The organism is Acidiphilium sp. 20-67-58, from assembly GCF_002255515.1.
In the GTDB taxonomy this organism is placed as follows: Bacteria; Pseudomonadota; Alphaproteobacteria; order Acetobacterales; family Acetobacteraceae; genus Acidiphilium.
Window position 1 is genome coordinate 18,354 of sequence record NZ_NCAS01000012.1, and the last position, 22,844, is coordinate 41,197.

25 protein-coding genes are annotated in these 22,844 nt (G+C 65.4%); 6 read left to right on the top strand and 19 right to left on the bottom strand.

Going from position 1 to position 22,844, the window contains the following annotated elements:
* The first annotated feature begins 6 nt into the window (after positions 1–6).
* The 3 genes from aroA to parE are packed head-to-tail and all read left to right on the top strand — an operon-like array spanning position 7 to position 3,966.
* Complete coding sequence (aroA, locus tag B7Z76_RS06700) at positions 7–1,344, top strand: 3-phosphoshikimate 1-carboxyvinyltransferase (RefSeq protein WP_291342908.1); 1,338 nt, start codon at positions 7–9, stop codon at positions 1,342–1,344.
* Positions 1,341–1,979: a (d)CMP kinase gene (cmk, locus tag B7Z76_RS06705; RefSeq protein WP_291342910.1), complete on the top strand. Its 639-nt coding sequence runs from the start codon at positions 1,341–1,343 to the stop codon at positions 1,977–1,979. Before aroA ends, cmk begins: the two co-directional genes overlap by 4 nt.
* A 25-nt stretch (positions 1,980–2,004) precedes the next feature.
* Positions 2,005–3,966, top strand: a complete 1,962-nt coding sequence (gene parE, locus B7Z76_RS06710; RefSeq protein WP_291342912.1) for a DNA topoisomerase IV subunit B — start codon at positions 2,005–2,007, stop codon at positions 3,964–3,966.
* A gap of 143 nt (positions 3,967–4,109) precedes the next feature.
* Here the strand turns inward: parE and B7Z76_RS06715 are convergent, their stop codons facing one another.
* From B7Z76_RS06715 to B7Z76_RS06800, 18 genes are all read right to left on the bottom strand, one after another.
* Positions 4,110–4,667, bottom strand: coding sequence for a carboxymuconolactone decarboxylase family protein (locus B7Z76_RS06715; protein ID WP_174502930.1), 558 nt, complete (start codon positions 4,665–4,667; stop codon positions 4,110–4,112).
* A 5-nt stretch (positions 4,668–4,672) separates the two neighbouring features.
* Entirely contained in the window at positions 4,673–6,214 is a 1,542-nt protein-coding gene (gene purH, locus B7Z76_RS06720) for a bifunctional phosphoribosylaminoimidazolecarboxamide formyltransferase/IMP cyclohydrolase (protein WP_291342914.1), read from the bottom strand.
* Positions 6,215–6,229: 15 nt separating this feature from the next.
* On the bottom strand, positions 6,230–6,697 hold the full coding sequence (locus B7Z76_RS06725; protein ID WP_174502932.1) for a CreA family protein: 468 nt from the start codon (positions 6,695–6,697) through the stop codon (positions 6,230–6,232).
* Positions 6,698–6,708: 11 nt separating this feature from the next.
* Positions 6,709–7,833, bottom strand: a complete 1,125-nt coding sequence (locus B7Z76_RS06730) for a glycosyltransferase family 4 protein (protein ID WP_174502933.1) — start codon at positions 7,831–7,833, stop codon at positions 6,709–6,711.
* An 8-nt stretch (positions 7,834–7,841) separates the two neighbouring features.
* On the bottom strand, positions 7,842–8,840 hold the full coding sequence (gene galE / locus B7Z76_RS06735; protein ID WP_291342917.1) for a UDP-glucose 4-epimerase GalE: 999 nt from the start codon (positions 8,838–8,840) through the stop codon (positions 7,842–7,844).
* Between the two features lie 4 nt (positions 8,841–8,844).
* The gene (locus B7Z76_RS06740) at positions 8,845–10,419 is read right to left on the bottom strand and encodes a heparinase II/III family protein (RefSeq protein ID WP_174502935.1); all 1,575 of its coding nucleotides are present in this window, start codon (positions 10,417–10,419) and stop codon (positions 8,845–8,847) included.
* A 13-nt stretch (positions 10,420–10,432) separates the two neighbouring features.
* A complete protein-coding gene (gene rpe / locus B7Z76_RS06745; protein ID WP_291342918.1) occupies positions 10,433–11,104 on the bottom strand; it encodes a ribulose-phosphate 3-epimerase in 672 nt (223 codons plus the stop codon).
* A gap of 64 nt (positions 11,105–11,168) precedes the next feature.
* Entirely contained in the window at positions 11,169–11,654 is a 486-nt protein-coding gene (locus B7Z76_RS06750) for a helix-turn-helix domain-containing protein (protein WP_174502937.1), read from the bottom strand.
* A 300-nt stretch (positions 11,655–11,954) separates the two neighbouring features.
* Positions 11,955–13,484: an apolipoprotein N-acyltransferase gene (gene lnt, locus B7Z76_RS06755; protein WP_291342921.1), complete on the bottom strand. Its 1,530-nt coding sequence runs from the start codon at positions 13,482–13,484 to the stop codon at positions 11,955–11,957.
* Positions 13,485–13,496: 12 nt separating this feature from the next.
* Positions 13,497–14,195, bottom strand: a complete 699-nt coding sequence (gene mtnC / locus B7Z76_RS06760; protein ID WP_174502939.1) for an acireductone synthase — start codon at positions 14,193–14,195, stop codon at positions 13,497–13,499.
* Between the two features lie 15 nt (positions 14,196–14,210).
* Positions 14,211–14,753 carry an acireductone dioxygenase gene (locus B7Z76_RS06765; protein WP_174502940.1) on the bottom strand — a complete coding sequence of 181 codons (543 nt, stop codon included), beginning with the start codon at positions 14,751–14,753 and terminating at the stop codon, positions 14,211–14,213.
* Positions 14,750–15,391, bottom strand: coding sequence for a methylthioribulose 1-phosphate dehydratase (locus B7Z76_RS06770; RefSeq protein WP_291342924.1), 642 nt, complete (start codon positions 15,389–15,391; stop codon positions 14,750–14,752). The genes B7Z76_RS06765 and B7Z76_RS06770 overlap by 4 nt, the downstream gene beginning before the upstream one ends.
* Positions 15,392–15,406: 15 nt before the next feature.
* On the bottom strand, positions 15,407–15,667 hold the full coding sequence (tatA, locus tag B7Z76_RS06775) for a twin-arginine translocase TatA/TatE family subunit (protein ID WP_174502942.1): 261 nt from the start codon (positions 15,665–15,667) through the stop codon (positions 15,407–15,409).
* Between the two features lie 10 nt (positions 15,668–15,677).
* The gene (locus B7Z76_RS06780) at positions 15,678–15,905 is read right to left on the bottom strand and encodes a twin-arginine translocase TatA/TatE family subunit (protein WP_174502943.1); all 228 of its coding nucleotides are present in this window, start codon (positions 15,903–15,905) and stop codon (positions 15,678–15,680) included.
* Between the two features lie 255 nt (positions 15,906–16,160).
* On the bottom strand, positions 16,161–16,712 hold the full coding sequence (locus B7Z76_RS06785; protein WP_174502944.1) for an acetate uptake transporter: 552 nt from the start codon (positions 16,710–16,712) through the stop codon (positions 16,161–16,163).
* 143 nt (positions 16,713–16,855) lie between these two features.
* On the bottom strand, positions 16,856–17,479 hold the full coding sequence (locus tag B7Z76_RS06790) for an ankyrin repeat domain-containing protein (RefSeq protein ID WP_291342973.1): 624 nt from the start codon (positions 17,477–17,479) through the stop codon (positions 16,856–16,858).
* Positions 17,480–17,695: 216 nt separating this feature from the next.
* Positions 17,696–18,175: a TspO/MBR family protein gene (locus B7Z76_RS06795; protein ID WP_236656285.1), complete on the bottom strand. Its 480-nt coding sequence runs from the start codon at positions 18,173–18,175 to the stop codon at positions 17,696–17,698.
* A gap of 120 nt (positions 18,176–18,295) precedes the next feature.
* Positions 18,296–18,583, bottom strand: a complete 288-nt coding sequence (locus tag B7Z76_RS06800; RefSeq protein ID WP_291342926.1) for a winged helix-turn-helix domain-containing protein — start codon at positions 18,581–18,583, stop codon at positions 18,296–18,298.
* Between the two features lie 261 nt (positions 18,584–18,844).
* Here B7Z76_RS06800 and B7Z76_RS06805 point away from each other — a divergent pair, with 261 nt between their 5' ends.
* From B7Z76_RS06805 to B7Z76_RS06815, 3 genes are read left to right on the top strand one after another with little or no spacing between them, the layout of a single operon-like run.
* Positions 18,845–19,702: an extracellular solute-binding protein gene (locus tag B7Z76_RS06805; protein WP_291342927.1), complete on the top strand. Its 858-nt coding sequence runs from the start codon at positions 18,845–18,847 to the stop codon at positions 19,700–19,702.
* Positions 19,703–19,737: 35 nt separating this feature from the next.
* Entirely contained in the window at positions 19,738–20,451 is a 714-nt protein-coding gene (locus tag B7Z76_RS06810) for an ABC transporter permease subunit (RefSeq protein ID WP_174502949.1), read from the top strand.
* A gap of 11 nt (positions 20,452–20,462) precedes the next feature.
* Complete coding sequence (locus B7Z76_RS06815; protein WP_291342928.1) at positions 20,463–21,020, top strand: YbhB/YbcL family Raf kinase inhibitor-like protein; 558 nt, start codon at positions 20,463–20,465, stop codon at positions 21,018–21,020.
* A 19-nt stretch (positions 21,021–21,039) separates the two neighbouring features.
* On the opposite strand, the gene B7Z76_RS06820 is transcribed toward B7Z76_RS06815, so the two are convergent.
* Positions 21,040–22,830, bottom strand: a complete 1,791-nt coding sequence (locus B7Z76_RS06820) for an acyl-CoA dehydrogenase C-terminal domain-containing protein (protein WP_291342930.1) — start codon at positions 22,828–22,830, stop codon at positions 21,040–21,042.
* Between the last annotated feature and the right edge of the window lie 14 nt (positions 22,831–22,844).

Consider the following 22,844-nt stretch of genomic DNA (forward strand, 5'->3'; position numbering starts at 1 on the left):
CGCGCCATGGAACACGCTGCCCCGCTGCCCCAGACATCTCGCCGTCCCGCTTCACCGCTTGCTGGAACGATCACCGTTCCGGGCGACAAGTCGATTTCCCACCGCGCGCTGATGTTCGCGGGTCTGGCTGTCGGCGAAACCAGGATTTCCGGCCTGCTGGAAGGCGAGGACGTGCTGCGCACCGCCGCCGCCATGCGCGCGCTGGGTGCGACGATGGAGCGGACCGGCCCGGGCGAGTGGCGCGCCTCCGGCCCGGGCATCGGCGGGCTGCAAAGCCCGGATGACGTGCTCGACATGGGCAATTCCGGCACCGCCGCGCGGCTGCTGTGCGGCATTCTCGCGAGCCACGACATTTTCGCGGTCATGACGGGCGATGCCTCGCTGCGCCGCCGGCCGATGCGCCGGGTGATCGACCCGCTGGCCGCGACCGGTGCGGTCTTCGCCGCGCGCGAGGGCGGACGCCTGCCGCTTTCGGTCCGCGGCGCCGCCGAGGCGATGCCGCTTTCCTATCGCCTGCCGGTCGCCTCCGCCCAGGTGAAGTCGGCGCTGCTGCTCGCCGGGCTGAATGCCCGCGGAATCACCGAGATCGAGGAGCCGGAGCCGACCCGCGACCATTCCGAGAACATGCTCCGCCATTTCGGCGCCGAGGTGGACGTTGCGGCGCACGGCACCGGCAAGCTGATCCGCCTGCGGGGGCAGCCGGAGCTGCGCGGCGCGGATGTCGTCGTGCCCGGTGATCCATCATCGGCCGCCTTCCCGATCGTCGCCGCGCTGATCGTGCCGGGCTCGCGCGTCACGATCCAGGGGGTCGGGCTGAACCCGCTGCGGACGGGCCTGTTTCTCACCCTGCGCGAGATGGGAGCGGCGATCGCGATCGTGAACGCCCGCGAGGCCGGCGGCGAGCCGGTGGGCGATCTCATCGTCACGGCGTCTGACCTGCGCGCCGTCGATGTGCCGGAGGGGCGCGCGCCATCGATGATCGACGAATACCCGATCCTCGCCATCGCCTGCGCGATGGCGCGCGGCACCTCGCGGCTGCGCGGCCTCGCGGAACTGCGGGTGAAGGAAAGCGACCGCCTCGCCGCGACGCTCGCCATGATCACTGCCAACGGCGTGAAGGCGCGGGTGGAGGATGACGACCTCATCATCGAGGGGGGTGGCGCGCGCGGCGGCGCCACGGTGGCGACGCATATGGACCACCGCCTGGCGATGAGCGCGCTGGTCATGGGCCTTGCCACCGCAACGCCGGTGACCATCGACGATGCACGCTTCATCGATACGAGCTTCCCCGACTTCCTGCCGCTGATGCGCGAGATCGGCGCGGCGATCGAGGCGGCGGCATGACGCGACCGATCGTCATCGCGATCGACGGGCCGGCCGCATCAGGCAAGGGCACGCTCGCCCGCCGCCTCGCCGCCGCCTTCAACCTGCCCTATCTCGACACCGGGCTGCTCTACCGCGCGGTGGCGCGGCGCGTGCTCGACCGAGGGGGCGATCCGGCCGATCCCGCGGCCAGCGCGGAACAGGCCCGCTCGCTCAGCCGGCTCGATCTCGAACGCGGCGACCTGCGCACCCCGGAGGTTGACCGTGCGGCCAGCGCAGTTGCCTCGATCAGACCGGTGCGCGCCGCCCTGCTCGACTTCCAGCGCCGTTTCGCCGCTTCCTCCGGCGCGGTACTGGACGGGCGGGACATCGGCACGATCGTGTTTCCTGAGGCCGACGTGAAACTCTTCGTCACCGCATCGCTGGATGTGCGGGCGAAACGCCGGCATCTTGAGCGGCTTGCCCATGGAATCGATCCCGGCTTCGACTCGGTACGCGCCGAGCTTGCCGCGCGCGATGAGGCCGACCGCACCCGCGCCGCCGCCCCGCTGGTGCAGGCAGACGACGCCCTGCTGCTCGATACCAGCGAGATGGATGCCAATCATGCCTTTACCGCGGCGGCCGATCTGGTGAACAAGGTACTTGCGCGGGGTTGACCCCGCCCGGACCAGAGGAGACAGCGTGACCGATCTGTTCGAGCAGGGCGCCGGCCAGGCGAGCTATTCCGCCAAGGACATCGAGGTTCTCGAAGGGCTGGAGCCGGTTCGCCGCCGCCCCGGCATGTATATCGGCGGCACCGACGACACGGCGATGCACCACCTCGCCGCCGAGCTGCTCGACAATGCGATGGACGAGGCCGTCGCCGGCCACGCCTCGATCATCGAGATGACGCTGGCACCCGGAAACCTGCTCACGGTGCGCGACAACGGGCGCGGCATTCCGGTCGATCCGCATCCGAAGTTCCGTGACAAGTCGGCACTCGAGGTGATTCTCACCACGCTGCATTCGGGCGGCAAGTTCGCCGGCAAGGCCTATGCCACGTCGGGCGGCCTGCACGGCGTCGGCTCCTCGGTGGTGAACGCGCTGGCCGAGAGGCTCGAAGTCGAGGTTGCCCGCGAGAAAACGCTGTGGAAACAGGATTATGCCCGCGGCAAGCCGCTGACCAAGCTGGTCAATGCCGGGGCGACGCCGAACCGGCGCGGCACGCTGATCCGCTTCATCCCCGACCCCGAGATTTTCGGCGACAAGACATTCAGCCCGGTGCGGCTCTACCGGATGTGCCGCTCGAAGGCCTATCTGTTCCGCGGCGTGCGGATCCGCTGGTCCTGCGACGAATCGCTGATCGCTGCCGGCGGCGATGTGCCGGCGCAGGCGGAACTGCATTTTCCCGGCGGTCTCGCCGATTCGCTGGCGGAGGAACTGGGCACCGCGCCGAAGCTGGTCGCCCCCGTCTGGGCCGGGCAGGCCGACCTGCCGGACGATGCCGGACGGATCGAGTGGGCGTGTGCCTGGCTTGAGACCGCAGATGCGACGCTCTCGACCTATTGCAACACGATCCCGACGACACTCGGCGGCACGCATGAGGCGGGTTTCCGCGCCGCCCTGCTCAAGGGGCTGCGCGGCTTCGGCGAGCAGCGCGGCAACAAGCGCGCCGCGGTGATTACCGCCGAGGATGCGACCGGCGCGCTCTCCGCCAAGCTCTCGCTGTTCATCCGCGAGCCGCAATTCCAGGGCCAGACCAAGGAAAAGCTGACCTCGCCGGAGGCGCAGAAACTGACCGAGGCGGCGCTGCGCGACCGGTTCGAGCATTTCCTCACCGGCGATCCGGCGAATGCCGACAATCTTCTTGCCTTCGTGATCGAGCGGGCGGAGGAACGCATCCGCCGCCGCGAGCAGAAGGACACGCCCCGCAAATCGGCGACGCGGCGCCTCCGCCTGCCCGGCAAGCTGACAGATTGCTCGCGCGAAAGCCGCGAGGACACCGAACTGTTCCTCGTCGAGGGCGATTCGGCAGGCGGCTCAGCCAAGCAGGCGCGCAACCGCGAGACCCAGGCCGTGCTGCCGCTGCGCGGCAAGATCCTCAACGTCGCCTCCGCTTCCACCGAGAAGCTGCGGCAGAACCAGGAACTGAAGGACCTGATCGAGGCGCTGGGCTGCGGCGTCGGCGAACGGTTCCAGATCGACGCGCTGCGCTACGGCCGGATCATCATCATGACCGACGCCGATGTCGACGGCGCCCATATCGCCTCGCTGCTCATGACCTTCTTCTACCGCGAGCTGCCGGAGCTGATCCGCGGTGGCCATATCTATCTCGCCCAGCCGCCGCTTTACCGCCTCACCCAGGGCGGCAAGTCGGTCTATGCGATGGACGATGGCGAGCGCGACCGGCTGGTGAAGACGGCGTTCAAGGCGAACGCCAAGGTCGAGATCAGCCGGTTCAAGGGACTTGGCGAGATGCCACCGGCGATTCTCAAGGAAACCACGATGGACCCGAAGCGCCGCGTGCTGCTGCGCGTTCTCGCCCCGCCCGAGGCGCGGGCTGAAACGGCGGAAATCGTCGAGAGCCTGATGGGGCGCAAGCCCGAGCTGCGCTTCCGCTTCATCCAGGACCATGCATCGAGCGTGCAGGAAGTCGACGTCTAAGTTAGAGCATCGTCCGATCAGATGGGATCATCTGAGCGGATAAAGATGCTCTAATTATCAACAAGATAGAGCACGACATCCGATCAGGATAGATCGGAACATGCTCTAATCCGCCACGCTCTTGACGAGCATGGCTGTTGTCATCAGGCGAAGGGCTCTGACTCGCCGTCCGGCACGGGCACCCGAAAAGCCTTGATGGTCATGGAAATCAGCCCGTAATAGCCGAGTATCCCGACCAGATCGACGAGTGCCCGGTCGCCCAGCTGGCGGCGGGCAAAGACGTAAGTCTCATCGGACACTTCATGCGCGGTGAGGAGTTCGCTGGCAAAATCATGCACCGCTCTTGCGTCCGGCTCGGCGAAAACGGGCGTTTCGCCCGCCTTGATCGCGGCGATGACGGTCTCCGGCACACCGGCTTTCGCGGCGATCGGCGCGTGGATGTACCATTCGAAACCGGCACGCCAATAGGCGCCCATCACCAGGATCGCGAGTTCCGAAAGGCGCGGGGGCAGCGACGAGCCAAAGCGGCAGAAGGCGCCGAGGGCCTGCGCGTTGTTGGCGAGTTCGGCGCTGTGCAGCCAGACTGCGAGCGGCCCCTCGACACGGCCGCGCGGGCCGGACGCGATGGCATCGTGAGCGGCGCGTTGGGCTTCGCTCATCCGGGAGAGGTCGGGAAGACCAAGGCGGGGTGTGTGGGTCATGTCGATCAATGCCTGAAATGGCGCATGCCGGTGAAAACCATGGCAATCCCGGCGGCATCTGCCGCCGCGATCACCTCATTGTCGCGGATCGAGCCGCCGGGCTGGATGACCGCCGTCGCGCCGGCCTCGATCGCGGCCACAAGACCGTCGGCGAAGGGGAAGAACGCGTCGGATGCGACGACCGAGCCCGGGATCTTCTCCCCACCCTTCTGGGCGGCGATGCGCGAGGAGTCGACGCGGCTCATCTGCCCCGCGCCGATGCCGGTGGTCGCCCCCGCTTTCGCGTAGATGATTGCATTCGACTTCACATGCTTGGCCACACGGAAGGCGAAGAGCAGATCGGCGAACTCGGCGTTGGTCGGGGCGCGCTGGGTAACGACTTTCAGGTCGTCGCGGCCAATCCGCCCTGCATCGCGGGTCTGGACGAGGAAGCCGCCGGCGACGCTGCGCCAGGCAAGACCCGGCTCCGCCGCATCGGGCAGGCCGCCGGTAAGCAACAGGCGGAGATTCTTCTTGCGGGCCAGCAGTTCCACCGCGTCGGGTGCGGCGTCGGGCGCGATGATCACCTCGGAGAAGATGCTGGCCATCTTCTCGGCGGCAGCCGCGTCGAGCGGGCGGTTGACGGCGATGATGCCGCCGAAGGCAGAGACCGGATCGCATTCCAGCGCGCGGTCCCAGGCCTCGGCGAGATCGGCACCGAGGGCGACGCCGCACGGATTGGCGTGCTTGACGATCACCACCGCCGGCCGGTCGAACTCGGCGACGCATTCGAAGGCGGCGTCGGTATCATTGATGTTGTTGTAGGAGAGTTCCTTGCCCTGCAACTGCCGCGCGGTAGCAACACCGGGACGGTTGCCGGTGCGGTAGAACGCGGCGGATTGGTGCGGGTTCTCGCCGTAGCGCAGCATCTGCTGCCGCGCGCCGGCCAGGGCAAGACTGGCCGGGAACATCTCTCCAGTCTGCTGCGCGAACCATGCGGAAATCGCGGCGTCGTAGGCGGCGGTTCGGGCATAGGCAGCGGCGGCGAGGCGGCGGCGCTGCTCCAGCGTCGTCCCGCCCTCGGCCAGCGCCGCGACAAGATCGTCATACTGCGCCGGGCTGGTGAGAACCGCCACCGAATCATGGTTCTTCGCGGCAGCGCGGATCAGCGCGGGGCCGCCGATATCGATGTTCTCGACGCAGGTTTCAAAATCCGCCCCCTTCGCGACCGTTTCCTCGAACGGGTAGAGATTCACCGCGAGCAGGTCGATCGGCGGGATGTCGTGCTGCTGCATCTGTGCGAGATGCTCGGGCAGGTCACGCCGGCCGAGCAGCCCGCCATGGATCTTCGGCACCAGCGTCTTCACCCGACCATCGAGCATTTCGGGAACGCCCGTGTAATCCGCGACCTCGACAACGGCGATCCCGGCCTCGCGCAGCGCGCGGGCGGAGCCGCCGGTCGAGAGGATTTCAACGCCTTGGGCCGCCAGCGCGCCGCCGAGTTCGACCAGCCCCGTCTTGTCGGACACCGAGATGAGGGCCCTTCGGATGTTCACTCTGTCGCTCATCGCAAACCTCGTCTGTCAGTGGCCGGAAAGGGGAACGGCGGAGACGGCGTTGGCCGGCGAGCCGTGGATGATTTTCGTGCTGATTAGCACGTAGGCGATCGCCTTGTGATCGGGATCGACCAGGCGGAAGAGATCGAAATGCTTGACCAGGAAGGACGCCGAAATCGCGGCGATCTGCTGCTTCGCCGGCAGGCCGGCCGGCAGTGTGACCGGCCCGGTGGCAACACAGGACAGGCCGAATTGCGATGGATCGGTCGCGACACCGAGGCTGCCCTTGACCCCGCCGGTCTTCGCGAAACTCGCATAGCAGGCGATGCCGGGGATTTTCGGGTCGTCGAACCGCTCGATCACCACCTTGTCGTTCGCGCCGAGCAGGCGGAAATTGGTCGAGACCGCGCCGATCCGGGTTTCCGCCTGCGCCGTTGCCGCCGCGAACGTCCAGACCCCGGCCATGATGCCGAGAAATGCGAGCCGCCTGATCATGCCATCCCCTGTCAAACGTCGTGTCGGATGGCGCGTTCATAGACCGCGAGCGTCGCCGCGCAAACCACCTCGTCGGCGAACAGGGTTTCCGCCCGCGCACGCCCGGCCGCGCCCATGCGGGCGCGCAGCACGGGATCGGCGACGAGGCGCTCCAGCGCGTCGGCCAAGGCCGCCGGATCGCGTGGCGGAACCAGCAGGCCGCTTTCGCCATCGGCCACCGCCTCCCGGCAGCCGACGACGTCCGTTGCCACGCAAGGCAGGCCTGACGCCATGGCTTCCAGCAGGAATTTGGGCAGCCCCTCGCGATAGGAGGGCAGGCACGCAACATGACAGGAGGCCAGAAGGCTGGCCATGTCGGTGATCGGCCCCAGCCAGGTTGCCTCAGTGGCGCGTTGCAGTTCGGACGCGTCAAGACTTGCCGGATTCTGCGGATCAGGGCCGCCGGCCAGAAGGCATTCTGCAGCAACACCACGCAGACGCAGAAGTCGAGCGGCCTCGATGAATTCCCTGATCCCCTTGTCTGCCAGCATGCGCGCGCCGAGCACGATGCGCACCTTGCCGGCGGGTGGAGCATGGGGCCGATATGAGGCGAGGTCGACGCCCGCCCCCCTGATCAGATAGGCCCTCTCGGACGGGAGCGCGCCAGAGGCCGTCATGGCCGTCAGATCATCATGATTTTCGAACACGGCCAGCGCGCCGCGAGCCCCCATCGCCAGCCGCAACCCGAGACTGACCGCAGGACGCAGCAGGCGCGCCTTCAGGCGTGCCGACGTGAAGACAAAACCCTGGCCAACGGGCGCGTTGATGACCGCTGGAACGCGTGCGAGAGCGGCGGCAAGACTGCCCAGCAGGATGGGTTTCAGCGCAACATGGTGGACGACATCGGGTGAGAGTGCCCGGTAATGGCGGGCGATCGATCGGAGCAGACGGAATTCCGCCAGCGGGTTGAGGCGGGCACGGCGAAAGTCGACATGAATGACCTCGAACCCCTCCGCGCGCAACAATGCGGCGGCATCGCCCGTACGGGTCAGGACCGTGACCTTCCACCCCGCCAGCCGCGCAGCCTCGGCGCGAGCGCGGAAATGCGAGCGGAAAAACCAGTCTTCCCCGATCAGGAAGACGATGTGGCGATCCAACGGCGGACTCAGCGCCCGCTCTGCCAGTGCCAGGCATCACGGCACATGTCCTGCACGCCGCGGGTGGAGCGCCAGCCAAGCAGGCTGGCGGCGAGGCCGGGATCGGCATAGCAGGCGGCAACATCGCCGGGCCGTCGGGGGCCGACTTGATAAGGAACGTCAATCCCCGTCGCCGCCTTGAAGGCGTGGATGAGGTCGAGAACGGAATAACCGGTTCCGGTGCCGAGATTGACGGCGAAACCGCCATCATGCGCGAGGATGCGCTCCACGGCAGCGGCATGCGCCTCGGCGAGGTCCATCACATGGATGAAATCGCGCACACCGGTACCGTCATGCGTCGGGTAATCGTCGCCAAACACGGTCAGGTGCGAACGCTGTCCCGCCGCAACCTGGCAGAGATAGGGCATCAGATTGGCAGGAACCCCACGCGGATCCTCGCCGATCAGACCGGAAGGATGGGCACCGACCGGGTTGAAATAGCGCAGGATGGCGGACGCAGCGAGCGTACCCGTGCGCGACAGGTCCTCGATCATCCCCTCCATGACCATTTTTGTCCGGCCATAGACGTTGGTGACACGGAGGGAGGCGGTTTCGGGTATCGGGCAGATATCCGGCTCCCCGTAGACGGTGGCGGATGAAGAAAACACCAGCCGGCGCACGCCCGCATCGCGCATCGCCGTCAGCAGGCGGATCGTGCCCAGAATGTTGACGTCGAAATAGAGCAGCGGATTGCTTTCGCTCTCGCCGACCGCCTTCTTCGCCGCGAAATGAACCACGGCATCAACCGGAAAAGCGGCAAATGCCGCACGCATCGCCTCGGGATCGCGAATATCGGCTTCGATAACCGGAACGGTGACGCCGGTGATCCGGTACAGCCGGTCTGGCACGTCCCTCGCGGCGTTGGAAAAATCGTCGAGCAACACGACGTCGTAGCCGCGCTCGAGAAGCGCCACGGCGGTATGCGAGCCGATAAAGCCGGCGCCGCCGGTGAGCATGATTCGTGACATCCGGTCAACCCATCCTGGTCAATGCCCATTTCACCTGCTGCGGACCATCGGGCGTTCCGGTCAGCACGATCTGTTCCGCGCGACGCGGCTCTGGTCCACCGAAATAGATGCTCTCCTCGATGCTCATCGTCGCGCCACCCGCGCGCAACCGCCAGCCCTGGCCCGAAGCCAGGCGGAGCAACGCCCCTTCCCCATCCTGCTGGATGCTCGCGGTCACGTTCGGATGCAGATGAAACCGGAGTGTGAACGGCTGCGGCTGGTCGGCCTCGATACTGTCCTCGCCACGCAGATCATCGCCGCTCTCGGCAAGATAAAGGCGGCGGCGATGCACGACGCCCAGCACCTTCTGCCAGCCGTCGTGGCTGGCTTCGATCCAGTGTGCCCCGTTCGCTTCCTGGCGTTGCACCTCGACATGGGCGGGACGTCGCCCAAGCCCCTGATCGATCAGCTCCGACGAGGACACATCGGCGACGACAACGGTGGAATGGGCGGCTGTGTTGCGCAAGGCGTCGCGCCAGCCGCTCGATGCGGCCGGTGCGGCGCCGCAATTCACGATCAAACGATCACGCCCGACGGAGAATTCGAATGACAGTGTACCGGCATGCGCAAAACGGTCGGTGCCTGGGCCGGGAGGCTGGCCGGCATCGACGATCACCAGCGACCGGCCAGCAGCGAGCCGGTGAAACCCTGCCCCCGCGAGGGCCAAGGCGCTTCGGCCGGTGCGACCTGCCTGGCTCAGCACAAGGTCGATCAGATTCGGCCAGTCCTCGCTCGTGCCGTTGAACAGCGCGAGGCCGCCGTCGCCATGGCGCAAGGCCCGCAACCCGATGGCAAGCCGCTCGATGGCGCCGGGCAACTGCGGCGGCACCTCCGCCCGGGCGAGCTGCAGCAAGGCGCGGATTTCGGCAAGATCCTGCAAAACCGAGAAGTGAACGGAAGGGCTCCGCTCGACATGCGACCCATCGGGAAGGATCTGGCGTTCGAGTTCGGGGACGAGGAAGCGAAGAGCCCGCTGCATGAAGCCACCATGCTCCGGCAGCGCCACCGCCGCAGCGATCAGCCCCTTGATGGCGGTGAAGGCTCTCGCATCCCGCGCTTCCGCCGGCAGGTTTGCCGACAGCATTCTGGCCTCCGCTACGAGACGGGACATCAGCATCTGGCGAAAATCGTCGTCAGCCGAGGCGGCAAAAAAGTCGTAATGGCCCAGCCAGGCGGCGATCCGCGCGCCGGCAACCTCCGGCGCCTCAGCCAGCGGCGGCAAGGTTTCGCAGCGGATCCAGTCGGCGATCAACGCCCGCGCACGGGTGCGCGCCGCGTCGGTTCCCAATGCCCGCAGATCGCGCAGCCAGGAAAATCCCTGGATATGGGCGATAAACACCGGGGAGCCGTCATTCTCGTGGAAAAGTCCGGGGCGGAGGGGGCGCACGACATTCTGGTATTCGATCTCGCCCTTGATGATCCGCGCACCGCGCGCCGGTTCGCCAGGCCAGGGATCGCGCAGCGCGACCGAGGGCGCATCAGGCACATGGCCTCCGCGCAAAGTCGCGAGCCGGGCAACCCACTGTCTCGCGCCGCGCATCATTCCCTCCGCTTCAATCACTTGCCCCCAAGGCTGCGATTGCGGCCGCATAGTCCGGCTTGCCGAAGATCGCACTGCCGGCGATCAGCACGTCCGCGCCTGCGTTCAGGGCGCGAGGGGCGGAGGCGGGATCTATGCCGCCATCGGTCTCGATGCGGATGTCGCGTCCGGACTCCGTGATCATGCGACGGAGTTCGGCAATCTTGGACAATTGGCTGTCGAGGAAGGACTGGCCGCCAAAACCTGGATTGACGGTCATGACATTGACGATGTCCACGAGATCCAGCACATGCCGCACCGACTCGGCCGGCGTTGCCGGGTTGATGGCAACCCCAGCCTTGAGACCGAGATCGCGGATCGTTTGCAAGGAACGGTGCAGATGCGGCCCGGCCTCGACATGAACGCTCACATGATCGGCGCCGGCTTTCGCAAAATCGGCGAGATAGGGATCTGCCGGCGCGATCATCAGGTGAACATCGAACGCCAGCCGGGTATGCGGGCGCAACGCCTTCAGCACCAGCGCGCCAAAACTGATATTCGGCACGAAATGGCCGTCCATCACGTCCAGATGCAGCCAGTGAGCGCCGGCACGCTCGACGGCGGCGACTTCCTCGCGGAGCCGTCCGAAATCAGCGGCGAGCAGACTCGGGGCGATAATCGGCGAAGGACGGGACGTTGCACTCATGGATTGCAATGTAGCCAGGAGACTCGCTTAACCACAAGCACACGCGTCACCGCCGCGCGCAAGTTTATTCTGTCGGGAAGGAATCGGACGGTGCAAGCGACTTGATCAGGTCAAACATGCGCTTGCGCACCGTGGGTTCGGTGATCCGGTAGTAGGCGCGAACCAGTTCCAGTGTCTCGCGCTTGGTCATCTGGTCATCGAGCCCGACGCCGAACGGTTCCTGAGCCTCGGACAAGCCGTTGTTGCGGCCGCGCGGGCCGGACATCGGCATCTCGTTCATCCCCTCCGGCATATCGTCGAAGAAGAAGCTGATCGGCACATCGAGAACGCGGGAGATGTCGAACAGGCGGGACGCGCCGACCCGGTTCACCCCACGCTCGTATTTCTGGACCTGCTGGAACGTCAGCCCCAGCGCATCCCCCAGCTTTTCCTGTGACATGCCGAGCAGCGTCCGCCGAAGCCGAATCCGGGACCCGACATGCACATCGATCGGGCTGGGCCGGCCATCCCGGTCACTGCGATCGTTGGTGTCACCACCGTTTGAACTCATTTCCTATTCCTCAGCGGCACCAACCGGCCCCGCAAACGGTCGCGATCTGCGCCGCCGGGGATATGAAGATGACGCCTGTCTGTTTTGCATCGGCAGCTCCGATAGCGCACCGCAAGAAAAACATCATGCCTTCACAAGCTTCAAAACCGGTTAAGATACAAAAATTAAGAAAATATCTAGATGGCTGAACCTCGCTACCAGAGGTCGGCACCACTATCCGTCAACCACTATCTACAATAGTGGTCACGCCTCAAATACACAAGCTTGAATTATTTTTAAGACAGTGAGACCAGACGTATCTCATGTCACGGTGATCGATACGATCAGGCAAACCAGACCTAAAACCAACGCGTAAAAGCCAAGGGTTCCCGCCAGAGTGACGCCGAAACGGCTGAACGGTGTCGGCGTGAGCGCAACCGGGAGTTTATGAACCAGAACGCCTGCCCGATCGAGCCCCAACGTCGCCTCGACTCGGCCATGCGGTCCGATCACCGCGGAAATTCCGGAATTGGTGTCGACCACGAGCGGCAATCCCTCTTCCACCGCGCGCAACCGCGTGGTGGCGAAATCCTGATACGGGCCGGTCGTGTCGCCGAACCAGGCATTGTCGCTGATATTCAGCAGCCAGGCGGGACGGTCGCGGGGATCGACGACCATGCCCGAGAATATCGACTCGTAGCAGATCATTGGCCCTACCGGCGGAAGGCCTGGAACATGCAGCGTGCGCGGACCGGGACCAGGCGTGAACCCGCCACCGGGCGTCACCTTCAGCGGCAACCAGCCCGGCGTGTATTCACCGAACGGAACAAGCTTCCACTTGTCGTACCATGCGACGGAAGGGCCATTCCCTTTCACCGCGACCAGCGAGTTGCGCATGCTCCCGTCGGCAGCAAGACGGAACGAGCCGGCGAGTATTGGCGTATCGCCAGCGATTGCGGCAATCGCCGAACGGGCGGCGGCATCGGTCTGAAGCAAGGCGGGACTCGCCGTTTCCGGCCAGATGACGATGTCGTTGCCCTTGCCGGCCTTGGCGAGGGCCTCGCCCGTCAGGGCCAGATCGCGCTGCCAGCGCGCCTGGAGTGCTGATTGCGTGAAACTGCCCGGCACCGCGAAATCTGGCTGAAGCATCGCGACCGTATATGGGCTGGACGGTGCGGGGCCTGCAGCGGTGCGCGCGAATCCGTAGCCCGCCCAGAGCGCGAGCAGAACGGCGCTGCCGATCCAGCCCCGCCGGCCGACATAGGGAAGCCCCGCGGCAATGGCTGTCAGCAGGGTGAGCAGAAAAATGCCGCCAATCGCCGCCGGCTGGATCATCGCGAGGCCGAGATGGCCGGGAAACGCCCAATCGGCACCCCAGTAATTCCAGGGAAAACCGGTGACGAGAAACTCCTGGGCCAGGTTCGACAGTACCAGCGCGCCCGCGAACAGCAGCACGGCGGACAATCGCCCCGCCCGGTTGACGGGTCGTATGGCAAAGACGGCGAGTGCTGGCAGGATCATGTACAGCGCCGTCGCGACGGCGATTGCCGGGGCGGCAATCGGAATCGCCCACCAGAAATCCGATGCCATGATCAGCATCGGTTCGGTGACCCAGAACAGTCCCAGCAGGTTGAAGCCAAATCCGAAACACCAGCCGAGCCACGCGGCGCGGCGCCATCCGCCCGACCGTGAGAGGCGCGCCAGCAGCGCCGGCACCACAAACCATAGCACCGGCAGGAGGTAGAAAGGGGGCAGCGCGACGGCCGCAAGCAAACCCAGCGCGAAACACTGCCAGGCATCGCCGCGCAGCCGTGCCGGCATGCGGGCGGCAAGTCGGTCGATGGAGGTCATGTCCGATGGTTCCTAGACGAGATCGGTACAGCCGAGGGTTGCCATGACCACGGCGAGATCGGGTGCCGTCGGGTGATCGGGGGACGCAACCGTTTCATCCTGGGGACGAACAATCTGCAACGTCTTCAGCCCCGCGGCAGAGGCGGCGGCGAGTTCGGCCGCGATATCGGACAGAAACAGGGCCTGCGCCGGCGCGAGGGACAGCGCCCGGGCGATCGCCGCATAGCTGGCGACTTCACGCTTGCCGCCCATGCGGGTATCAAAAAACCGCTCGAACAGCCCCGTCAGATCGCCGTCCGCGGTATGGCTGAGCAAGAGACGCTGGGCCTCCTCCGACCCGGAGGAGTAGACGGCAAGCCGCCCACCGCCCGCGTGCCATGCGCGCAATGCCGGCGCCACGTCCGGGTAGAGTTGGCCCGTCAAGTCGCCGGCAGCGAAACCTTCAGCCCAGATCCGTCCCTGGATCAGCTTGAGCGGCCCGATCTTGGCATCGCGCTCCATCAAGGCGAGCAGCGTTGCTACCGGCGGCGCTCCAGGGGCGATCGCGTCGAGTTCAGCGAGAGCCGTGGCGATATCCGGCTCCGCCGCATGAGCAGCGACGAAACTGGCTAGTCGGTCGCGCGCATAGGGAAACAGCACGTTGTGGACGAAGCTGATAGGCGCGATCGTGCCCTCGATGTCGAGAAGCAGGAGTTCGGGTCTGATGGTCACGAACGATCGACCGGCTCAGGCTGCGACCGGGAAGCGCGCGCTGATCTCGTCGCCGGTAAAATGCGCCACCCAGCCGGACGTGTCGGTGAAGATGCGCAATGCAATGAAATCCGGTGCAGACCCGGCATCGAACCAATGCCGGGTATTCGCCGGCACCGATATCAGGTCGCCCTCCGCGCAATGAGCATCGTAGACTCGGCCATCGACATGCATGACGAAATGGCCTGAGCCACGCACGAAAAACCGGACCTCATCCTCGGTATGGATGTGCTCGCTGAGGAACTTGTCGCGCAGAACCGCGGCCTGTGGATGGTCCGGCGTCATCTTGATGACATCTGCGGACCCCGCTCCGGTCTCCCCCATAAGGCGATCCAGATAGGGGCGGTAGGCTTGCAGGATTTCCTCCGGCGAAGCCTCCGGCGCCAGCACGACAGGACTTGCCCAGCGTTCGAACCGCACCCCGATCGCCTTGAGTTCGGACGCGATCTCCACCGCATCCGAAGTGGCGACCAGAGGCGTGTCTCCGGCGGTTTCGTTGAAGATCTTCAGTGTGCTCATCTGATCCGTCTCCGTTCACATTCACAGGACAGCAGGAATTCAAGCGCTTCCAGACGCCAGAAGCTGCGCTCGACGTCTTCGCCCCAGGCATAAACGCCATGACCGCGAAGGACATATCCGATCGGCGCAGCCTGAAGCGCAGGGGCAATCGTTGCGGCCAGCCGCCGCATGTCCTGGTCATTCTCGAATACCGGGAGCGAAGCCTTCGTCTGGTGCGTTGCGATTCCCGGAAACGCCTTGAGGATCTCGTAACCCTCGAACTGGATTGCAGGGGCCGAATCGGTCAGGGACAGCGCCGTCGCTGCCACCGAATGGCCGTGCAGCACTGCGCCGACGCCAGGAAATTGCTCGTAAATCTGGCAATGGAGCAAGGTTTCCGCACTGGGGCGGTCTCCGGCGCGGAGGGGGGCTCCGTCCATCCCGACCTCGATAATATCGTCGCTCGCGAGCCGTCCCTTGTGAACGCCACTGCGGGTAATGGCGATCCGCCCGGCGCCGAGACGCGCGGAGAGATTGCCCGACGAGGCGGGAACCCATCCTTTCCGGTCCATGCGGGCACCGATGGCGACGAGTTCGCCGGCGCGCGACGCCAGCTCAGCCCCGGTATCCGCTTGAATGGCGGCTGGCATTGCGCTCATTCAGCTCGATCCGGCTCAGTGACGGGCGTTGTTTGCGGTATCGGCGACGCGGGCGTCGTCGGGGCTCGCCCCCGGGGCCGGAATTTGTTCCGGCGCGGCAGTGCCGGCCTTTTCAGCCGTTGCCGGCTTCGCCGCATCGGCATCGTTCATGTTCTGCTTGAACGACTTGATGCCCTTGCCAAGCTCGCCCATCAGATTGCCGACGCGCGACCCGCCGAACAGCAATGCGATCACGGCGATGACGATGAGCCAGTGAACAGGCGAATCGAATCCCATCGGTTCGGCCTCAGACCTTGCTCTGCTCGGCCTTTTTCTCGGCGCTGGCTTCCGGCCCCTTGGCATGCTGCTCGAGCATGGAGGCATCCTTTGACGGCTGGTCGTCGGCGATATTGTTCTTGAACGCCTTCATGCCCTTGCCGAGTTCACCCATGAGGTTGCCCACCCGGCCGGTTCCGAACAGGAGCAACACCACCGCGAGAACGATGAGCCAATGCCAGATGCTCAAACCACCCATAATCTGTATCCTTCCTCACTATAGCGATCCCCGCCTCTGGGGGGCTGGCCCGATCTGGCCGGCCCGACGAATGGCGGATGACAGATCGGTGGAGATGACTCGCCCGGAGCTATCGGTATCCGTCCATAATATGAATACTCCAAACGCACAGCCTCGCCAATGGCCGGCTGGTCACCGATTCGTGGCCCTCCCGCAAAAACGAAAACGGAGCCGGCGACTGCCGGCTCCGTCACCCAGGCGGGATGTTATCGTCGGTCAGGCCTTCGCGCCGATCGGCAGGATTTCCTTGCCATGAGCGCCGTTGATCACGCCAGCGGCGCCCAGATAGAACGCGAGCACCGCCGTGATGAGGCCGAGATATCCACCGAACTGGCCAAGCGCGGGAGCCCCGAGAAGGTCATTGAGGCCAAGCAGCACGAAGGTTGCAACCAGGAAGCCGAAGATCAGCTGCAGCGCCTTGTTCAGGGCAAAGGTGCCGATGAACATGACAAAGCTGAAGGCACCCCAGACCAGCAGATACCAGCCGACCATGGGACCCGGCACACCTTTGGCGAAGAATTCGACGAACAGGCCAAAGGACCACCAGAAGGCGCCGTACGAGGTGAACGCCACAAATCCAAAAGTGTTGCCAACTTTCATCTCGCCCAACCCGGCAACGAGCTGTGCCGTGCCGCCGAAAGCGAATGCCATGGCGAGAACCATGCCAAGACCAGCCCCGGGCAGCAGTCCGGCGTTGATCATCGACAGCAGCCATGTGGTGAGCGCGAAACCGAACAGTCCCAGTGGTGCCGGGTTGAAGGTGTTCATGTCATCTCCCTTAGAATTTTTCAGCTGATCATTGGTTGACGGAGGCATCCGCCATCGAGCGTCGCTCCATATTCCAATTACCAGCTTTTCACGTTCAGGCAAACGAACCGCACCCGGATCAAACTCCGGTGCACCGGGACGGATCAGTCACCATGCCCGAAGCCGAGGAAGCCGGCATTCGGATCGGGCCGGCCGGCATCATGCGCGACCTGCCCGGCTGGAGATGCCGGACGGCCCGCAGCCTTGACCATCATTGAGGATTTCGGGATTCCATGAACCTTGGAACGGGTCGGCGCCTTGGTCGCAGGCTGCGCAAAAGACGGCCCTGTCGCGATCGTCGAGGCGGGCACCTCTTCTGCCCGCGCCGACAGCAGCATGAAGGTTATGCGGTTTCGGTTCAGCTCAACCGAAAGTTCGATCGGCGTCTCACCCAGCGCATTGCGGGCCGCAAGATTGGCGCCGCGACTCACCGCAGCACGCGCTTGGGCGTAGTCGCCGTGATTGATCGCCTTGAACAGCAGCGTGGTCGGATCGCCGCCCGCATCGGTGACCGGGCCGGCCGAAATATTGCCGGCCGAAGAGGCGCCTGGCAGTCCGGGCGGGGCTTCGGTTGGCGCTTCATGGCGTGGCTGGGGAATGCCGCCGATTGGCCCCAGGCCATTGCCCGGACCGGCACCGGCCATTTGGGCATTCGCAGGAACGATGCTGATGATGCTGCCAAGCAGGGTCGCAAGTCCGAGACAACGCAGCTTTGATCGAAAGGTCATGGCAGGCAAGGTTCCCTGGCGGACAGTCCGCCTGTCTGGTTGAGGGCACGGACGATACAGTTGACACTCCGATCGCCCCTGTATCGGCTCAGATGTTCCGCGTCCGCCGTCTCTGGCTGGAATACCGACGCGGATAAATGGACTTCGTCATTGACGTGACCCGCAATCTGTCCAGGCCCGACATCAAGCGACGCAACTCGTCCAGATAATACCCGATCAGCGATTCAGAAACCAGAAGCCCGCGTTGAGATAGGTCGCGAACAGGCACCACGCGAGATAAGGCACCATCATCGCCGCGGCGAGACGGCTGATGGGACGGAAGGCGGCAATCGTCGCAACGACCAGTGCATCGAGCGCGCATATGACGACCAGGGCGACATCCGGCCGGTGAAGGCCGAAAAAGACCGGCGACCAGAGAGCATTGGCGGCGAGTTGCCATCCCCAGAGGCTGAGCGCGCGGCGCTGCCGTGTCGGGATGTCCGGGCTGCGCCAGACAACCCACGCCGCGATCGCCATGTCGAGGTAAAGCACCGTCCAGGCAGGGCCGAATACCCAATCCGGCGGCGTGCCCGGCGGATGCGGCAACACGCCATACCAGCTTTGGATGTTCGGAACGGTCACCGATCCGCCGACAGCGCCCGCCAGGAGCGCCAGCGCAAGAAAGCCCAGCAGCGCCCGGATCTGGGCGCTGGACATGCGGTGCCGTTCGGGGCGCTCTGGCAAACGGAAGACACATACTCCTTCAGACATCAAATTAGGCAAAACAGGTGCTGGTGAAAAGGGACGGATTCCGGATTTCCGGACCGGCCACCATGCTCAAACGTCGGGTGCCTTGGCGCCTCGTGCATCGGCCAGGACATCCAACGCCGATGCGCCACCACGCCGCGACATTGCCTCCAGTTGTCGATAGGCTGCAAGCACCGCCACGCCAAGGTCGGTCAATTGCGCGCCGCCACCCGCGACCCCGCCCTTCGCCGCATGGATCAGCGGGGCGCGGAACGTGGCGTTCATCGATTCGGCGAGTTGCCAGGCCCGCTTGTAGCTCATGCCCATACGCCGGCCGGCTGCCGCGATCGAGCCCGTCTCCTGGATGAACGCGAGCAAGTCGGCACGGCCAGGCCCAAGCAAAAGATCCCTACCCTGCACAACGCGAATGCGTAAGCTGAGCGGGGGAATTCCGGTTTCGGTCTCCATCCCTCCGGTTCAAACACAAAACATCATCGATTTCGATATGGCGAATTGACGATATCGCCAATTGAACATATCGATTGCCCGAAGGTGGCACGGTCCGCACAAGGAGACTCCCCAATGATATTGTCCAGAAGAGCGTTCGCGAGGCTCGCAGGCGCTGTCGCACTCGCCCCCATGACGGCGGAGGCTGCCGGCAAGTCCGCCACGATCGCGTATGCGGGCTCGATGGGCCTTTTGATGGACCGCGGCCTGGGCCCCGCATTCCAGACCCAGTCCGGTGACCAGTTCCGCGGCATCGGACGGGGCGCGTTCGGCCTCGCGCATCTCATCGCGGCGAAAACGCTCCAGGTGGACGCGTTCATCTCGATCACGCGCGGCCCGATCGAGATCTTGCAGACAGCGGGGCTGGTCAGCCACGCCGTTCCGGTGGCGAGCACCGCGATGGTGTTGGCATGGTCGCCCCATTCGCGCTTCCACAAGGATTTCGAGGCCGCGGATGCCGGCGCGCACTGGTTCGACATCCTCGAAAAACCCGGTCTGCGCTTCGGCCGCACCGACCCGCGCACCGATCCGCAAGGCCGCAACGTGCTGTTCACGTTCGATCTTGCCCAGCGTTACTACCAGAAGCCGGACCTGATCCGGCGCGTGCTCGGCACGCCGGTGAACCCTGCGCAGATCTTCCCCGAACCCTCCTTGCTCTCGCGGATCGACAGCGGCGCGGTCGACGCCACGATCGGCTATGAAAGTGCAGTGAAGTCGCTCAAGCTGCCGTTTCTTGCCCTGCCCCGACAGATCAATCTCAGCGATCCATCGATGGTGGCAGAATGGTATTCCCGCGCCGCGGTCACGCTCAGGGTGAAGGGCCACAGGCAGACCTTGCACACGCAGCCGCTCGTCTTCTATGCCTGCGTGCCGCGCAACGCCCGGAATCCCGAGGCGGGACGGGCTTTCGTTTCACTGCTGCAAAGCCGCAAGGGACAGGAACTGTTCGCACGATACGGCTACAATCCGCCACTGGGCGGACCGGTCTGACCGGAGCGCTTCCCGGAACCCTGCTGCGCGGCTTCGTGCTGCTGCTGCTGGCGGCGCCATTCGTCGGCCTTTTCATGATGACCGACTGGCGCCATTTCGGCCTCTCCGGGGCCGATGGCAGGTCTCTGATCGTCTCGCTGTCTTATGGGCTCGCGGCTCTGGCCGTCATAGCACTGCTCGGCACGCCGCTGGCCCACTGGCTTGCCGCCGGCAAGGGACGGGCGCGAGATGCCGCGCAACTGTTCCTGCTGCTGCCACTGCTGACCCCGCCGCTCGCCCTCGGCATCCTGCTCGCCGCGTTCTACGGCCCGATCGGTCCGGTGGGCACCCTGCTCGAACGCTTCGGCGGGATCATCACCAACAATCCCCCGGCGCTGCTGATCGCGGGGATCTATGCCGGCCTGCCGACCTTTGTCGTCGCGGCGCGCGGCGCGTTCGCCGAAATTCCCGCCGAACTCGCCGAATCGGCTCTTACCCTCGGCGTGTCCCGCCGACAGATCTTCCGCCATATCACCCTGCCGATGGCGCGCGACGGGCTTGGCGCCGCCCTGGCGCTGGCCTGGGTGCGCGGGGTGGGCGAACTCGGCATCGTGCTGATCTTCGCCTATTTTCCGCAGGGCATGCCCGTGCGCCTTTGGGTGGATCTTGAAGACGGCGGGCTTTCCGCCACGTTCCCGCTGCTCTGGGTGTTCCTGTTCGCCGCCCTGCCATTGCCGCTCTGGCTGCTCCGGCGAGGCTCGAAACGCTGAGGATGACGCTGATGAAACGGCCGGTTCTGCTTGCACTTGCGCTGATGGCCCTGACCAAAACCGCGCGCGCCGACGGATTTTCACTGCACACGACGGCGTTTCGCGATGGCGGGACCATTCCGGCCGCCCAGGTCTTCAACCGCCTCGGCTGTACGGGTAACGATATCAGCCCCGCCCTCGCCTGGAGCGGCGCGCCGGCGGGCACACGCAGCTATGCCGTCACGCTGTTCGATTCCGATGCCCGGCGAGGCAAGGGTTATTGGCACTGGATCGTGGCGAACATTCCGGCGCGCGTCACGTCATTGCCAGAGGGTTCCGGGAGCCGGCGCAACGCGCTGCCGCGCGGCACCGTTCAAGGCAACGGCAGCGGCAACATCCATGGCTACCAGGGCCCCTGCCCGCCCGTCGGCGATCCGCCGCATCACTATCATCTGACGGTCTTCGCTCTGCGGGTCGCCCGGCTGCCGGCAGCGGCGCTGGCGTCCCATGCTGCGCTCCGCCGGGCGCTGGCGCAGGATGCGCTGGCCAGCGCCACGATCACGGGGCTTTACGGCCGCCCGGCCAGGTGACCGGGCGGCTTCAAACCAATCAGAACGCGGCGTCCTCAAATTCCATCATGGTCGCAGCGCCCGACCGGATCGCGGTGAGCAGCGCGCCGGTCTGCGGCAGAAGACGCTCCATGAAGAATTTCGCGGTCTGCACCTTGGCACGGTAGAACTGCGCGCCCTCGCCGTCATCCCCGGCCTTGGGGGCAGCCACCGCAACCATGCGGGCCCAGACGAAGGCGAGCGACGTGAGGCCGAACAGGCGGAGATAGTCGACCGACGCCGCCCCCACCTCGTCGCGATTGGTCATCGCACCTTCCATGATCACGCCGGTCGCTTCCTGCACATGCTCCAGCGCCTGCGACAGCGCGGGCAGGAACTCGGCGAGCGCGTCGTTATCCTGATGCGCCTCGATGAATTCGAGGACCGGATCGAGGAAGCGGGTGAGCAGCCTGCCGCCATCCTGCGGCAGCTTGCGGCCGACGAGGTCGAGCGCCTGGATGCCGTTGGTGCCCTCGTAGAGCATCGCGATCCGCGCATCGCGCACATACTGCTCGATGCCATGGTCGCGGATGTAGCCATGGCCGCCATAGGTCTGCACCGCGAGCGAGGCGATCTCGAAGCCGAGATCGGTGAACATCGCCTTGACCACCGGCGTCATCAACGAGGCGAAATCGTCGGCCACCTGCTTCGCGTCGTCGTCATCCGATTTCTCGAGGATTTCCAGCTCCCGCGCGACCCAGCCGGCCAACGCCCGGCAGCCCTCGATATAGGCGCGGCTGGTCAGCAACATCCGCCGCACATCGGGGTGAACGAGGATCGGGTCCGCCTGCTTCTCCGGCGCCTTGGTGCCGGTGAGCGAGCGGCCCTGGATGCGCTCGCGCGCATAGGCCACGGCGTTCTGATACGCGACCTCGGCGATGCCGAGCCCCTGGATGCCGACGGAGAGGCGCTCGGTGTTCATCATCTTGAACATCGCAGCGAGGCCCTTGTGCGGCTCGCCGACCAGCCAGCCGGTCGCGCCGTCGAAGCTCATCGCGCAGGTGGCGGAGCCGTTCAGCCCCATCTTGTGCTCGATCGCGGTGCACTGCATGCCATTGCGCGGGCCGAGCGTGCCATCCTCGCGCGGCAGGAACTTGGGCACCAGGAACATCGAGATGCCCTTCACCCCGGCCGGCGCATCCGGCAGGCGGGCGAGAACGAGATGGACGATGTTTTCCGCAAGATCGTGCTCGCCGGCGCTGATGAAGATCTTGTTGCCAGTGATGCTGTAGCTGCCATCATCCTTCGGCACCGCCTTGGTGCGGAGCATGCCGAGATCGGTGCCGCAATGCGGCTCGGTCAGGCACATCGTGCCGGTCCATTTCCCGGAGACGATGTTGGGCAGCCACGCCTTCTTCTGCTCTTCCGACCCCGAATGCTTCAGCGCGACATAGGCGCCGTGGCTCAGCCCGGGGTAGAGGCCGAAGGCGACATTGGCGGAGCAGAACATCTCCTCGACCATCATCGCCGCGGTCAGCGGCATGCCCTGCCCGCCATAATCCGGATCGGAGGAAATCGAGGTCCAGCCGCCCTCGCAGAAGGTGCGGTAGGCCTCGCGATAGCCGCTCGGCGTGCGAACCACGCCGTTTTCATAGGTGCAGCCCTCGCGATCGCCCACCTGGTTCAGCGGGAACAGCACCTCCTCGCTGATCTTCGCGGCCTCCTCCAGCACGCTGTCGATCAGTTCGGGGGTGAAATCCGCATTGCCGGGCAGCTCGGCGATGGCGGTGCTGTCATAGAGCTCGTGCAGGACGAAGCGCATGTCCTTAAGCGGCGCCTTGTAGACGGGCATGTCGTATCTCCCTT